The sequence below is a fragment of the Roseibium algae genome (genome assembly GCF_037783265.1).
In the GTDB taxonomy this organism is placed as follows: Bacteria; Pseudomonadota; Alphaproteobacteria; order Rhizobiales; family Stappiaceae; genus Roseibium; species Roseibium algae.
Map to the genome: position 1 here is coordinate 520,127 of NZ_JBAKIA010000004.1, position 15,471 is coordinate 535,597.

The 15,471-nt window shown below is 53.0% G+C and carries 13 protein-coding genes; 8 read left to right on the plus strand and 5 right to left on the minus strand.

Translation table 11 applies throughout. The features are described from left to right. Positions 1-11: 11 nt before the first annotated feature. From V6575_RS08775 to V6575_RS08795, 5 genes are all read right to left on the minus strand, one after another. Entirely contained in the window at positions 12-1,844 is a 1,833-nt protein-coding gene (locus tag V6575_RS08775) for a sodium:proton antiporter (RefSeq protein WP_340273892.1), read from the minus strand. Positions 1,845-1,969: 125 nt separating this feature from the next. Further along, positions 1,970-2,458, minus strand: a complete 489-nt coding sequence (locus V6575_RS08780; RefSeq protein WP_340273893.1) for an RDD family protein — start codon at positions 2,456-2,458, stop codon at positions 1,970-1,972. 76 nt (positions 2,459-2,534) lie between these two features. Continuing rightward, positions 2,535-3,788, minus strand: a complete 1,254-nt coding sequence (locus tag V6575_RS08785) for a threonine ammonia-lyase (protein WP_340273894.1) — start codon at positions 3,786-3,788, stop codon at positions 2,535-2,537. After that, positions 3,788-4,780, minus strand: a complete 993-nt coding sequence (gene hemB, locus V6575_RS08790; RefSeq protein WP_340273957.1) for a porphobilinogen synthase — start codon at positions 4,778-4,780, stop codon at positions 3,788-3,790. Before hemB ends, V6575_RS08785 begins: the two co-directional genes overlap by 1 nt. Positions 4,781-5,037: 257 nt before the next feature. After that, positions 5,038-7,239: an EAL domain-containing protein gene (locus tag V6575_RS08795; protein WP_340273895.1), complete on the minus strand. Its 2,202-nt coding sequence runs from the start codon at positions 7,237-7,239 to the stop codon at positions 5,038-5,040. A gap of 378 nt (positions 7,240-7,617) precedes the next feature. Here V6575_RS08795 and V6575_RS08800 point away from each other — a divergent pair, with 378 nt between their 5' ends. From V6575_RS08800 to glyA, 8 genes are all read left to right on the plus strand, one after another. Continuing rightward, positions 7,618-8,757 (plus strand): acyl-CoA dehydrogenase family protein, encoded by a 1,140-nt coding sequence (locus tag V6575_RS08800; protein ID WP_340273897.1) that lies wholly within the window; start codon positions 7,618-7,620, stop codon positions 8,755-8,757. Between the two features lie 76 nt (positions 8,758-8,833). Beyond that, positions 8,834-9,868: an enoyl-CoA hydratase/isomerase family protein gene (locus tag V6575_RS08805; protein WP_340273898.1), complete on the plus strand. Its 1,035-nt coding sequence runs from the start codon at positions 8,834-8,836 to the stop codon at positions 9,866-9,868. A 12-nt stretch (positions 9,869-9,880) separates the two neighbouring features. Further along, positions 9,881-10,294, plus strand: coding sequence for a DUF6163 family protein (locus V6575_RS08810; protein WP_340273899.1), 414 nt, complete (start codon positions 9,881-9,883; stop codon positions 10,292-10,294). A 68-nt stretch (positions 10,295-10,362) separates the two neighbouring features. Then, positions 10,363-11,271 carry a 3-hydroxyisobutyrate dehydrogenase gene (gene mmsB / locus V6575_RS08815; RefSeq protein WP_340273958.1) on the plus strand — a complete coding sequence of 303 codons (909 nt, stop codon included), beginning with the start codon at positions 10,363-10,365 and terminating at the stop codon, positions 11,269-11,271. A 156-nt stretch (positions 11,272-11,427) separates the two neighbouring features. Next, positions 11,428-11,940: a transcriptional regulator LdtR gene (gene ldtR, locus V6575_RS08820; protein ID WP_340273900.1), complete on the plus strand. Its 513-nt coding sequence runs from the start codon at positions 11,428-11,430 to the stop codon at positions 11,938-11,940. Between the two features lie 311 nt (positions 11,941-12,251). Then, a complete protein-coding gene (locus tag V6575_RS08825) occupies positions 12,252-13,571 on the plus strand; it encodes a L,D-transpeptidase family protein (protein WP_422785548.1) in 1,320 nt (439 codons plus the stop codon). A 159-nt stretch (positions 13,572-13,730) separates the two neighbouring features. Then, the gene (locus tag V6575_RS08830; RefSeq protein WP_340273902.1) at positions 13,731-13,961 is read left to right on the plus strand and encodes a DUF6898 family protein; all 231 of its coding nucleotides are present in this window, start codon (positions 13,731-13,733) and stop codon (positions 13,959-13,961) included. 171 nt (positions 13,962-14,132) lie between these two features. After that, on the plus strand, positions 14,133-15,446 hold the full coding sequence (gene glyA, locus V6575_RS08835; protein ID WP_340273904.1) for a serine hydroxymethyltransferase: 1,314 nt from the start codon (positions 14,133-14,135) through the stop codon (positions 15,444-15,446). Positions 15,447-15,471: the final 25 nt, after the last annotated feature.

Genomic DNA, 15,471 nt, shown 5'->3' on the forward strand with positions numbered 1-15,471 from the left:
AGCTCCCGCTGTTACAGTCCATAATACCATGGCGCGACAAACGAGAAGGTCAACCATAAAATAATTGCAAGCGGTGTACCTGCTTTCAGAAAATCTGAAAACTTGTAATGTCCGGGGCCCATGACGATCAGGTTCGTCTGATAGCCAATAGGGGTTGCGAAGGAACAATTGGCAGCAAAAATCAGGCCGACGATGAAGGCTTCAGGAGGTTGTCCGATCTGGTTGGCAATATCGATGACGATGGGGGTGAACAAAACAGCGGCGGCGTTGTTGGACAGGAAGTTGGTCAGGACCATTACGATCAAAAACAGCGCTGATAGCATGATCGCTGGAGAGCTGCCGTCCAGGAGCGACACAAGGCTCGTTGCGATAAAGCTGGCGCCTCCAGTCGCCTCAAGCGCAACAGCACCAGCCAATGAAGCGCCAACCAGCATGAAAATTCTACTGTCGATGGCCCGCATGGCCTGGCGAATGTTGAGGCAGCCGGAAGCGATCATGGCGAAGGTGCCCGCGGTGGCTGCGGCTACGATCGGAACAATTCCAAAAGCTGCCAATCCGACGACAGCTGCAAAAATCGCAAGTGCCCTCGGAGCATAACGCCGCCGGGGCACTTCGGCTGTTGACCAGTCGAGCAAGAGAACGTCACGGTTACCGCGCAGGCGAGCGATCTGTTCGGCACTTGCGGCGACCAGAAGTACATCTCCGGCTTCCAGTCGCATGTCGTTCATGGCCATGCGTGGCATGCGGCTGCGCCGCTGGATGCCCATGACCACACAATCCGTTTCTGCATGGAAGCCGGACTGCAGCAAGGTTCTGCCCATCATACGGGAGGCCGGTGCAATCACCACTTCTGCCAGTGTCATGGTGCCCGGCGGGGTGGATGCGGTTTCTACGTTGTCCGTCTGGCCGGTTGTTTCTGTGTCCAGAAGCGGTTGTCTGCTGGCCAGTGCGTTGGCGAGGGCTGTTCGGGTGGCCGCAACAATCACCGTGTCTCCGGCAGACAGGGTCAGATTTTCAAACGGTGGCAGAATTGGCTTCTCGCCCCTTTGCACCAGCCTGACAGTCATGTCTTTGAGAGCCGGGAACATGCCGGAGACGGACTCTACACCGATCAAGGGGTGCCCGTATGTGATGTTGATCTGGGCGATGAATTGTTTGCCGGAAGATCCTTTCAACTCGTCCGCCATTGTTTTGCGGGCCTTGAGGAGCCGGGGCATGATGAACAACACATAGATTGAGCCAACGCCTGCCATCAACAATCCGATTGGGGTGAAGCTGAAGAATGTCAGCCTGATCTCGGAGGTTTGCGCAGCGAAATTCGCCACCAAAAGGTTCGTTGACGAGCCGATCAAGGTCGTCATACCGCCGAGAATGGCAATGAACGACAGGGGCATCAAGACGCGGGAAGGCGAACGGCCCATGGTTGCAGCAACAGCACTCAGGATCGGTAGAAACATGACAACGACGGGGGTGTTGTTCAAAAACGCACTAAGAATTGCGACGGCAAACAGGACCGGGATTGTTGCCCATTGAGAGCGGCCCCGGCTCCAGCGGACGATTACTTGCGCGGGTTTTTCAAGTGCATCGGTCTGAAATAGCCCCTGTCCGATGATCAGCAGGCAAATGACTGTGATCAGAGCCGAGTTTGAAAAGCCTGTCAGGAAGTTGGCGGCGGTAATGAGTTCCCCGTCGACGTATGTCGGGAAAATCATGAAAATTGCCATAAAGGCGACAACTGATCCGAGGGCTATAATCTCGATTGAATAGCGCTCGGTCGCGTAAAGGACGACCGTTGACGCCAGAACCAGAAAGGTCAGCGCCATTGGGAAATCTGTTAATAGCATTCACCAGCCTCTTGCCACTTAGCCGAAGCCAACAGCGCACACCATAGAACAACCGCCGCACCAAGGGAAAGAATCAAGTCCGGCGTTACAAGAGAATGTGGAAATAGTTTGCTTTGTCTTCGTTGTTAATCGCGCAATGGTTCCGCATTCATGACGATGGTGCCCAGAACAATATCATGCAGCAGGCGTTTGCGATCCGAGAACAAAGATAAAAGCAGCACAAGCGGTGTCAGCAGGCTGATCGAGAACCAGAACAGCAGCACATGCACGGCTGCCAACAGCGGATAGGGCTTGGCGCCATACCAAAGCCGCATCTCAAGCCCCATGGCGCGCATGCCGGGTGTTGCTGCAGTTGGACCGCCAAGGGTGAGTGCGGTATAGACCAGGGGCACTGCAGGCCCCAAAATGGCAAAGAACAACCAACCAAGACCCAATGTGAATATACCGACAAAAAACACTAACACCGCTGCTGCCGCGGTCAGAAGTCCGACAGCAATCACATCAATCAGAAACGCAAAAATTCTGCGCGTCCGGATGCTCTCGAACAGCTCCGGACGATCCAGTGCATCGAAAGCATCGCGGCGATCTTGGGGGGGGACAACGTCAGCGGACATATATGCAATCTCCAATTGGTGCCCACCTCATGTGGGGACGGAGGGGCGATTTGGCAAATATTGGTTGGAGAGTACATCAGTCCATGCGTTCACCAATTTCCAGATGGCGGACTGTGAAGCCCTTGTTCCTGAGGGCGGCGACAATTTCTGCACCATGGGGACGATCGAAGGCCTCGAATGACACATCCAGCGTTGCGCCCTTGGCCGGAACATTCAAAAACAGCCGGTGATGGGCCACATCGACCACATTTCCTTGCATATCACCAATCACGGTGGCGATTTCGCCCAGGATCCCGGGGCGGTCCGGAGTGTCAATGCGCATGGAAACGAGTTTGCCATCACGTGCCAGCTCCCTGACCACAATCTTGGACAGGAGGCGTGGATCAATGTTGCCTCCGCATAAAACCAGCCCGACACGCTTGCCCGCAAATCGATCCGGATCTGTCAGCATTCCTGCCAGGCCTGCGGCCCCCGCGCCCTCTGCAATGGTGCGCAGCAGCGTCAGATAAGCGTTGATGGCTTGTTCAATCGTGCTTTCCTTGGCCAGGATAATGTCATCGACAGATTGCCTGACCACTTCCTGTGTCAACAGACCGATGTCCTGAACGGCAATGCCTTCGGCAATCGTTGCTCCCTCACAGCGGACGGTCTTGTCTTTCAGTGCGCCCCACATGCCCGGATAAAGCACTGTTTCAACGCCGATGACTTCAATGTCTGGCTTGATCGCCTTGGCGGCAACTGCCATTCCCGAAATCAGCCCGCCACCGCCAATAGGGACCACAAGCATGTCGAGATCAGGCTGTGCTTCGAGCATTTCCAGCGCGATGGTGCCCTGGCCATGAATGACGTGAACATCATCATATGGATGCACCCAGACGAGATTTTTCTCGTCAGCCAGTCTGTCTGCCTCTGCCTTGGCTTCCGCCAGCGTGTTGCCGATCAGCACGACTTCAGCGCCATAGTCACGCGTTGCTGAAATTTTCACAAACGGTGTCAGTGCTGGCATCACGATAGTGGCCGGAATGCCAAGCCTGCCTGCGTGATAGGCAACGCCTTGTGCGTGATTACCCGCAGACACTGCAATGACACCTCGCCGACGTTCGTCGTCCGTCAGGCTGGAGAGTTTCGTCAGGGCGCCGCGTTCCTTGAACGCGCCTGTGACCTGCATGTTCTCGTATTTGACGAACACATCTGCTCCGGTCAGGCGGGACAGACGCGGTGCTGGCAGGCATGGTGTCTGCAGGACAGAGCCGTGAATGAGGTCAGCTGCTGCGCGTATCCCCTCAAGAGTGATCTGCGCGGGGTTAGAATGCTTGGCTTCCTGGCGCATTAGCCGCGTGCCAGAAGTTGTGCAACACGCGGGGCGAAATAGGTCAGAATTCCGTCTGCACCTGCGCGCTTGAAAGCCATCAGGCTTTCCAGCATGGCGCGGTCGCCGTCGATCCAGCCGTTGGTGCTTGCAGCTTCAATCATCGCGTACTCGCCTGAGACCTGATAGGCGTAGGTCGGCACTTTGAGTGTGTGCTTCAGGCGATAGACGATGTCGAGATAGGGCAGGCCCGGCTTGACCATGATCATGTCCGCCCCCTCATCTATGTCCAGTTCAGCTTCCCGAAGGGCTTCGTCGGTGTTGCCGCAGTCCATTTGATAGGCCCGCTTGTCGCCGACCAAGGTTGCGTTTGTGCCAATTGCATCTCGGAATGGTCCATAAAAAGCAGACGCATATTTAGCCGTATAGGCCATGATCTGGGTGTCCCGTAAATCATGGCGGTCCAGGGTGGCGCGTATCGCGGCGATCCGTCCGTCCATCATATCCGAAGGACCAATTATATCTGCTCCCGCCTCAACCTGTATCAGAGATTGCCTGCACAGTTGGTTGACTGTTTCGTCATTGAGGATTTTCTCGCCTTCCAGCAAGCCGTCGTGGCCGTGGCTTGTGTAAGGGTCAAGTGCCACATCTGTCATAAGGCCGATGTTCAGGCCGAGTTTTTTGATTTCCCGGCAGGTCCGGCACACAAGGTTGTTCGGGTTCAGCGCCTCGCTGCCTGCGGCATCTCGCAGGGCGTCATGCGTGTAGGGAAACAGCGCGAGCACTGGAATACTAAGGCCCTCAGCCTTGACGGCATCTTTGAGGGCTTCATCAATCGACAGGCGCTCAACGCCCGGCATGGCCGCAACAGGTTGGCGAACGCCTGTGCCTTCTGTGATGAAAATGGGCCAAATCAGGTCATCTACGGTTAAAACAGTTTCCCGTACCATTCGGCGAGACCAGTCTGACTGTCGGTTTCTGCGCATGCGGCGACCGCCCAGAATCTCATCCATTGTCTCCGAGGTGATCAACGGGGTGCGGGCAGACGAGGACATGTTGCTCTTCCTGACACTTCATGAAAATGGCGCGGCGATATAATGCGCTCGCAACCTTCACGACCTGAATGGCGCGAGCAGCGGGCTTGAGTCAAGGGAGACTGCTATGACCAGGGAATTGCGCGAGTGAATTACGCGTGGTGATGGGAGGTCTATGGTCGCGGAGACGCGAGATTCCAGATCGCAATTGTCCGTTATATATACTGCCCGATTATTTATGCTGGTTCGCTTTGTTTGGCGCCAGTCTGATTTTCGGAAGGCCTAGCTGCTAGTGATTTGGCAAAGGAAGGGAAGACGCTCGCTGGAAGGGGCTTGCTGAAGAGATAGCCTTGAAAAACCACGCAACCGAGCGACATGAATTTTTCCAACTGCTTTTCATCCTCAATACCCTCAACGACAATAGAGATCCCAAGAGAATTGCCCAGTTCAAGGATGCTCTTCACGATGACTTCATTGGCATTGGTCTTTGCTGCCAAGGTCAGGGAGCGATCGATCTTGATCGTGTTGAGCGGTAATTCTTGAATGTAATGCAGGGACGTATGCCCCATGCCAAAATCATCGAGAGCGATTTTGACACCTGAGCGGCGCAAGTCTTTCAACGCTTCGACTGACCGTTTTTCAGGTAAAAGCGCGTTGGACTCAGTGATTTCCAGTTCGAGGTTGCGGGGCTCTAATCCGTGTTTATGTAAAATACTGTGAACACTGGCTCCGAAATCAGGATTTCGCAGCTGATGAGGAGAGACATTGACTGAAAGCTTGAAGTCTTCTGTCAGGTCACCGTCCCATTCCGCGCGCTGTCGGCATGCTTCGTTCAAGACGAAGAGACCAAGGTTATCCAATTCCCCCAATTCTTCCGACAAAGCAACAATCAATGGCGGTGCAACCCGTCCGTAAGTGGGGTGCTCCCAGCGCAAGAGAGCTTCGACGCCGCAAACGGCCCATTTGCTGGCATCAACCTGTGGCTGGTATTCCAGAAACAGACCTGTGTTGTTTTTCAGGGCGGTCTCCAGGTCATCTGCCAGCGCCGCTAACAGCCTTCGTTCTTGTCGGCTTAATCTCTGGTAGCGGCTGAAATGAGCTGGAGGGGAGGGCGCCTCGGTAAAATTCTGCAGGTCGCTGAGGAGCTTCTTGCTATGTTGCTTTGCTACGCGCTCTGACAGAAACACAAATGGAGCATAAAAAGCAGTGCCGAATGCGAGGCTTAATGCCTGTACCACGGCCCCTGAGTATGAGCCTGTAGAGAGATATCCGCTGAAAAAGACCGGAGTGGTCCAGCTGATAAATCCGGTTATCTTCGGCATATAGTCAAGAGCGATCGCAGCATAAGCGAACAGTGTCTGTAAGATGGGAGTAAAAATAAACGGAATGGCATAAAGCGGGTTTAGGATCAGCGGAATGCCGATCAGCAGCGGTTCATTGATGTTGAAAATACCTGGGATTAGCGCCAGAATCGCAAATTTCTTGACACTCAGGGAACGCCCGAAAATCAACAGAGCAAAGATCAGGCATAACGTGCTTCCTGCACCACCTATGCGGGCAAAAAAATCGAAGAATTGTGACGTGAAAATCAATCGCGGTTCAGTACCGTTCATTACGGATTCAAAGTTTATCTGCATCGCCGGAAAGAAAACAGCATCGTGAAACGTCGTTAGCGTGTTCGTACCGTGAATGCCGAAAAACCAAAAAACTTGAACCAGAAGTGTGTAGAAAAGCGGAAGTTCCAATCCGTCATCATATCCAGCGAAGGCAGAGATCACGACAGCTTCAATTGGTGCGAAAACATAAGGGTTGAAAAGAAAAACAAAGCTTGCTTTGACCAGAACAAACAGAATGATGGTCAATATGGCAGCCGGCAGGACCTTTAAAACATCTCCTATCAGGGGATCTGTATCGAGCTCTCCAAGCTGTAGCCTCAACTTTTTCGATGCCGAGAGTTTCAAGAACAAGGATGCGCTCACCGAAGCTGTGATGATCGCGGCGAGAAAGCCGTTGTTCATAGACAGATATGTTTGCATAAGGTTGCTGTCGGTGGGTGCGTGGATAACAAAAAAGCACGATAAGACCACAGAGGTTGTCACCGCCGGGTTAGCGTGGCGCTGGCCATACTTCTCAATATAAAGATTTGTCAGTGTGAATGAGAAACCTATGAGTGTGACAAGTGTTGCAACACCGAATGTTGCGCTTATCACCATGTCGCAGGCTTCTAAAAACACTTTGCCGTAGAAGAAATCCGGAGCGTTAAACGGAGGGTGTCTTAGTAGAAATGCAATTGCACCAAGCATGAGCAACGGAAACGCCAGAGCCAGGCTGCGTTGTATTGCAACGAGAAAGCTGATTTGGCTTATGCGTTCAGAGGCATTCAATACTCGCATGCCGATGTGCGAATTATTCAAGGCGTCTTGTTTTTGGAAGAACATTGTCGCCCTACTGATGCGATTACATGAGTTGTAAGTATAAATGGCATTGTAATTTTTACTAGTTATTTATGAAGATGGAGATGCTTTTGGGTGTTCAATTATTTAAAGGTGGTTGTTTTTTTTAGTGCATTCATCGAATTGATGGCCTTTTTGTGCTGCATTATTCTGTTTCTGGATTTTAATACTTACTCTGAGGTTAATCGGAGGGTGTCTGTTGCAGACAAGTTTGTTTTTGGGCTGAGATTTTTTCACAACACACTGAAAATAATAGGCATTCAATCTCGTTTGACGTTAACGTCAAAAGGGCGTAATTGCTGGGCTAGGTGGAGTGGTGAGCATATTTTATTTGCAAGCTCGTCTATGGGAGGACAGCAAGCTATGGATTTTTCTCTAAGTGAAGATCAGCGTGCGTTTCAGGACATGGCGTCAGCCTTTGCCCGCGACGAGATGGAACCTCATGCCAGAGAATGGGATGAGAACAGCTTTTTTCCCATCGAGACATTAAGGAAGGCCGCAGCCCTTGGGTTTGGGGGTATCTATGTTCATGAGAGTGTTGGCGGCTCAGCCCTGACGCGAACTGACGCTGCGATTGTTTTCGAAGAGCTTGCCAAGGGGTGCACGTCTACTGCGGCCTATATTTCAATCCACAACATGGTCGCCTGGATGATCGACACATATGGGTCGGATCAGCTGCGCCATGCCTATCTGCCTGAGCTTTGTTCAATGGCGCGGTTTGGCAGCTATTGTCTGACCGAGCCGGGATCAGGGTCAGATGCGGCCAGCTTGAGCACCTCGGCCAGGGATGATGGCGATCATTATGTATTAAATGGCTCCAAGGCTTTCATCTCTGGCGCTGGAACCAGCGATGTTTATGTCACCATGGTGCGGACGGGTGGCGAAGGGCCGAAGGGCATCAGCTGCCTCGTTGTCGACAAGGATACGCCCGGCCTGTCGTTTGGCGCACAGGAGGTCAAGCTAGGCTGGAAAAGCCAGCCAACGGCCCAAGTCAATTTCACCGAGTGCCGTGTGCCAAAGTCAAACCGGCTTGGTGCGGAAGGCGAAGGCTTCAAGATCGCCATGGCTGGTCTTGATGGTGGCCGGCTGAACATTGGAGCCTGTTCTCTGGGTGCAGCCCAGATCTGCCTGGATAGATCCATTGACTATTTGAAAGAGCGCAAACAGTTCGGCAAGGCTCTGGCGGAGTTTCAGGCGCTGCAGTTTCGTCTTGCTGATATGGCGACAGAGGTGGAAGCAGCTCGGCTTTTGCTGCATAAGGCAGCAGGCCTCGTGGATGCCAAGGCTCCGGGTGCAACGAAGATGGCGGCAATGGCCAAGCGGCTGGCGACAGATACCGGCTTCAAGGTGGTCAATGAGGCCTTGCAGCTTCATGGAGGCTACGGTTACTTGCGCGACTATCCGATTGAACGCTACTTGCGCGATGTTCGTGTGCACCAGATCCTGGAAGGCACCAATGAAATCATGCGTCTGATTATCGCCCGTCAGCTTCTTGCTGACTAAGGCATAAATCCAGCTTCTTGCTGACTGAGATCTCAGGCATAAACGTTTTATAATCGGATCCTAGGGAGGGCCGGACTTGACTGAAGACATTCTTTTTGAACAGCGGGGCGTCGCGGGCATTGTCACGCTGAACCGGCCGAAGGCCCTGAATGCACTGAACCATCCGATGGTGAGCGCATTGGTCGCTCAGTTGAATGCATGGGCAACGGATGACAGTATTCATCATGTGGTTGTGACGGGGGCAGGAGAAAAAGCCTTCTGTGCGGGTGGCGACATTCGGCGCATCTATGAAATGAAGCAGGCTGGTGAGGCTGGGCTTGCCGAGTTTTTTCGTGACGAATATCTGCTCAATGCTCAGATCAAGGCTTACACAAAGCCTTATGTGTGCCTGATCGACGGAATCATCATGGGCGGCGGCGTTGGTTTGGCCATGCCAGGCAGCCACCGGGTCGGGACCGAGTTCACGATGTTCGCCATGCCAGAAACCGGCATTGGCTTCTTTCCAGATGTTGGCGGGACGCACTTCCTGCCGCGCATGCCGCGCTTTACCGGAACTTATTGTGCCATGAGCGCTGGGCGGATGAAGCAGGCCGACACTTTAGTCACGGGTGTGTTGACCCATGCCATCCAACGAGAAAGCGTTGAGGCTCTGTTGAAGGACCTGGAGACGGCCTCTGACGTTGACGCTGCTATTGCACAATATGTGTTTGAGGTTGGACCATCTGATCTAATGAGCCATGCTGATCTTATAGAGACAGCTTTTTCAGCAGGATCCGTTGCTGACATCATGGCGCAGCTTGATTCTGCTGACGATGAATTTGCTGCAAAAACAGCAGCTGCGATCCGCGCTAAATCCCCAACGAGCGTTCACTTGGCCTTTGAGCAGATGCAGCGTGGGCGTGAGCTTGATTTCAACGCCTGCATGGTGCTGGAATACCGAATTGTCAGCCAGGTTCTGGAAGGGCATGACTTCTTTGAAGGTGTCAGAGCTGTCCTTGTTGACAAGGATCATGCCCCGAAATGGAAGCCAGATAGCATCGATCTGGTAGACAGCGCTGATTTGCAAGCGTATTTCGAGGAACCTGCAACAGGCGACCTTCCCCTTATCTGATCGGACCCGGCCATGATCACCAGTTTTGAGGACCTTTTCAAAACGCGCCCACCGTGGAGCACTGTTTTGGTCTGGTACTTGCGTGCTATCGCACTGCTGTTGATTGGCGGCGGCGTGATCCATTGGGCGCGGATTGTCGGCTTCGTGCCTTGGCGGGGCCAATGGTTCTGGGACATGCCGGTTGAATGGCAGGCGGCAACGGTCTTTTTTGCAGTCCTTGATCTCGTGGCGGCGACGGGGCTCTGGCTTGCAGTCTCCTGGGGCACGGTCATGTGGCTGTTCCGGGCGATGAGCCAGATTGTAATGCACTCGCTGTTTTCCGACATTTATGGTCGCCGACCTTATGAGATCTCTTTCTACATTCTGACAATCGCGATCTATCTGTTGCTGATGTATCTGATGGAACGCGAAAACCGCACCAATTAGCGCGCCCAAATGGCTTTAGCTTAAGAACCGCTGACGTGAGGAAGAACCCCGCGACGCGTTCTGTTATTATATTAGGAGGGAAAATCATGGCATCCAGCGTCGGTTTCATCGGACTTGGTAATATGGGTGGCCCAATGGCTGCCAATCTGGTCAAGGCTGGTCACAAGGTTTCGGGCTTTGATCTTTCCGATGCCGCGCTCAGTGCGTTGGAAGCGGCCGGTGGTTCGCGCGCTGGCAGCGTTGCAGAGTTGGCAGCCGATGCCGATGTTATCGTCACAATGCTACCCGCTGGGGCACATGTAAGAAAAATCTATCAGGGTGAGGGCGGTATTCTCGACAATGCCAAGCCTGGAACGCTGCTGATTGACAGCTCGACCATCGACGTGGACAGCGCCCGCTCGGTTGCAAGCTCTGCGGCAGACAAGAACATGCCAATGGTCGATGCGCCGGTCTCTGGTGGTGTCGGTGGTGCGGCGGCCGGTACGCTGACCTTTATGGTCGGTGGCCCAGAAGATGCTTTTGCCGCCGCAAGTCCCTATCTGGACATCATGGGCAAGACCATTGTCCATGCTGGCGATGCGGGAACAGGGCAGGCGGCCAAGATCTGCAACAACATGCTTCTCGGCATCTCGATGATTGGCGTCAGTGAAGCTTTCGTGCTCGCAGAAAAATTGGGCCTGGACCCACAAAAACTTTTTGACATTTCTTCGACCGCATCTGGTCAGTGTTGGGCGCTGACGTCTTATTGTCCTGTTCCGGGACCATTGCCGAGCTCTCCGGCCAACCGGGACTACCAGCCAGGCTTCGCAGCAGAGATGATGCTGAAGGATCTGAAACTGTCTCAGGATGCTGCTCATTCGTCCGGAGCCGCCACACCGCTAGGCGCGCAGGCAGCTGCGCTTTATTCCATGTTCTGTAATTCGGGCGGTGAAGGTGTCGATTTCTCAGGCATAGTAAAATACCTGCGTGGAACATGATGAATAGAATCTTTCTGGTTTTGTCATTAAAGGATTGAAATATTTAACGCTTGATTCAGCGTGTCTCTTAAGCAGATTTTAGAAGCGTGCGTGTAATGTCTGTCTCAAGGCGGGAAGATATCCACCTACTGACAGGCATAAAAGAGGCGCAAGCAAATGATCACCGCAACAAGGGCAGCAAATGCAGTCATGCAAGATGAAGGTGAGGCGGAAATCAAGCCGCTCTACCTTGAGGCACTGACACTTGTCGAAAGACTGCATAGAAGACTACTTGATGTCGTCAAAGATGAATTCGATCGGATGGGTCGATCTGATGTAAATGGTGTGCAAGCATTGCTGCTCTTTAACATCGGAGACGCAGAACTGACTGCAGGTGAGCTGAGGACGCGTGGTTATTACCTTGGTTCAAATGTGTCATATAATTTGAAGAAACTTGTAGACACCGGCTACATTCATCACCAACGGTCAAAGATGGATCGCCGATCAGTTCGCGTATCATTGACTGACAACGGCAAGGAAGTCGCGAAGATTGTCAATGAGCTCTATGAGCGTCACATGCTGTCCGTAGAGCAGGTCGGCGAAATCGGACCGGAAGATTTTGTAACGCTCAACAAATCCCTGCGCCGTCTGGAGAGATTCTGGACTGATCAGATCCTATATCGTCTGTAAGATCGCGGTGGGTATGAATGCCTTGAAATGCCGTTCCGATCGTCTGGGGCGGCATTTCGCGTTTTGGACATCAAGCGTTGCGATGTGAATTTGTCACGGTTGCGTGAGCTGTTGATGGTGCGCGCATTTGTGACATCTTGTGAACACAATAGAATGGATCTGTAGGTATAAATTATGGCTGGAACCGTGCTTTTTGCGCGAATGAAAGTCAATTTGTTAAACAAGACAATAGTAAAGTGACCTTGTTTAATCATGTGGTGAGATTTTGACTGGTGATATGCACAATGACTGTTTTTAGCCGAACCCGAACTATGCATTTTCGTGACACTGCCGCTAGGTCGATAACAACTGGGCGCAGAGTAATGCAGTTGGCATTGGGGGGGGCAACCCTGTCGACGATGTTGTTGGGTTTTGCGTTCGAAGCCATGGCCGAATCTCAGTCACCGCTAGAGGCGCTACGTCAGCATAGTCAGAGGGTCGAGTGGGAAGATCGTTTCGACGCCACGATGGAATCGCTCTTGGCGATGGAAACATCCAATCCGACACTGTCGCCAAAGACTGCTGATTATATCTCCGCTGCAATTGACCAATATTCTCGCATCGTTCAAATGGGTGGGTGGGGTCAAGTCAGCGCAGGCGGGAAAAAGGCGTTACGGATTGGCGCCAAAGACAACCGCGTTGTCGAGTTGCGCAAGCGTTTGATCGGCTCAGGCGATCTTGAGCAGACTGCGGGCCTTTCCAATACTTTTGATTCCTATGTTGATGCCGGTTTGCGCCGGTTCCAGATGCGCCACGGCCTGACGCCGGACGGAGTGCTCGGAAAATCGACAATCGCGACCCTGAATGTTCCAGCTCAGGTACGATTGCAGCAGCTTGAAACCAATCTGGTGCGCTTGCGTTCCATGTCCGGCTTCCTTGGTGATCGCTACGTGATGGTCAATATTCCAGCTGCGGAGATTGAAGCTGTCGAAAATGGCCATGTTCGCTCACGCCACACTGCGGTTGTTGGCAAGATTGATCGTCAGACACCAATCCTGAACAGCAAGATTTATGAACTGAACTTCAACCCATACTGGACTGTTCCGGTGTCGATCATCCGTAAGGACTTGATCCCGAAGATGAAACAGGATCCTCAGTATCTGGCAAAAAACAAAATCCGCATCTTCGACTGGAAGGGCAATGAGCTTACCTGGCAGGAGATCGACTGGAATACGGAAGAGGCGACCAAGTACCAGTTCCGCCAGGAGCCCGGCGAGATCAATTCACTTGGCAGCGTTCGGATCAATTTCCATAACAAGCACCAGGTCTATTTGCACGATACGCCGTCCAAGAGCCTGTTTGGCAGTGACTACAGGTTCAATTCCTCTGGCTGCGTGCGTGTGCAGAACGTCAAGGAACTCGTGACTTGGCTCCTCGAATCGACCACGCCGGACTGGAACCGCTCTCGTGTCGATCAGGTGATCCGTGTTGGTGAACGCGAAGATGTGAAATTGAAGAGCAGTATTCCTTTGTATCTGACCTACATCACCGCTTGGTCAAATGAAGACGGCATCATTCAGTTCCGGGATGATATTTATAATCGTGATGGTCTTTATTCCGGAGAAGCTGTGACACAGGCCCGCCTTCAGTAATTCTGCCTTTCATCGTGTTAATTCTCAACGGGCTGCCTCTTCAAGCGGCCCATTTGAGGTTTAGAAAGGCCAGATTTCCCGCTCTGGCTTGCCAAATGGCCTTTGTCATGGCTTTGTGGCGGTTCAAGTCCATTTAAGTCGTGTTTATGAGTCGAATTGATGAGCCCCGGAAACCAGATTGAAGGTGATGTTTATCTGGAGTTTCATACAGTGGGGCGGCAGGTGAAAGTCACGGCCATTCATGCCAACACCGGTATTGAAGTTGTCATCTTTGGCCCTGCCTCGACACCACCCGATTCTCTCAAAAAACTGGCTGCCCAGAAACTTCAGCGCCGCATAGAACGCGAAGAAGGCAATCAGGCTGAGCCTGGGAGCGGGACTTTCGCCTAGCGTTACTCAGAACATGTCGCATTTGTCTGAGGCTGCGACGGCGTAGCTCTTGGATCGCTCTCAGCTCTATGGTACGTCCCATCGCAAGAGAGTGTGATCGGTCGTCGCTGGTCCGCTCGCCGGGGGGCGAATTCCCGGATGTGTATAGCTCCAGCTGAAAAGGAAGGTGCGATGTCTTTGACGGATTCCGCAGCCAGCCAGTCGTCTTTTTCCGATTTTTTCAATCGTCCGCTTTCCCAAAGCGACCCGGTGCTTTTTGGCGCGATCGAGAAGGAACTCGGCCGTCAGCAGAATGAGATCGAATTGATCGCATCGGAGAACATCGTGTCCCGCGCTGTTTTGGACGCACAGGGCTCGGTGCTGACCAACAAATATGCCGAAGGTTATCCTGGACGTCGCTATTATGGCGGCTGTGAGTTCGTCGATATTGCAGAAGAACTGGCGATTGACCGCGCCAAGCAGCTGTTTGGCTGTGACTTTGCCAATGTTCAACCGAGCTCCGGTAGCCAGGCCAACCAGTCCGTCTTTCTCGCACTGATCAAGCCGGGCGATACCATCCTTGGCATGAGCCTGGACGCTGGCGGTCACTTGACCCATGGCGCAAAGCCAAACATGTCCGGTAAATGGTTCAACGCCGTGCCTTATGGTCTGGATCTGGAAACCGGTCTTATTGACTATGATGCGATGGCCGAGCTTGCACGCGAGCATAAGCCAAAGTTGATCATTGCAGGCGGATCTGCATACTCCCGCCAGATTGATTTCGCCAAGTTTCGCGCTGTAGCTGATGAAGTCGGCGCGTTCTTCATGGTCGATATGGCTCATTTCGCAGGTCTTGTGGCGGCTGGTGAGCATCCCAGCCCGTTTCCTTATGCCGATGTCGCGACAACGACCACGCATAAGACTTTGCGCGGCCCACGTGGCGGCATGGTCGTGACCAACCGTGAAGACATTGCCAAGAAGATCAATTCGGCAGTTTTTCCTGGTCTTCAGGGTGGTCCTTTGATGCATGTCGTGGCAGCCAAGGCCGTAGCCTTTGCCGAAGCGCTTCAGCCTAGCTTCAAGTCTTATGTTAAGTCCGTGCGCGAAAACGCTCAGGTGCTTGCGGAAACGCTGCGCGAAGGTGGCGTTGAGATCGTTTCTGGCGGAACGGATACGCACTTGATGTTGGTTGACCTGCGCCCCAAGATGCTGACGGGCCGTGATGCGGAAAACAGCCTCGGTCGCGCAGCTATTACTTGCAACAAGAATGGTGTGCCGAACGATCCGCAGAAGCCGATGATCACATCCGGTATCCGTCTTGGTACTCCGGCTGCAACCACACGGGGCTTTGGCGTTGCAGAATTCCGCGAAGTCGGTTTGCTGATCACGGAAGTGCTCGACGGTCTGAAAGCTGCCAACAGCGATGAAGGCAACGCTACCGTCGAAGCTGCAGTGAAAGCCAAGGTCGCGGCCCTCACGGCGCGCTTCCCGATCTACATGGCTTAATCCAAGCCGCTTTACGGAGAACAGC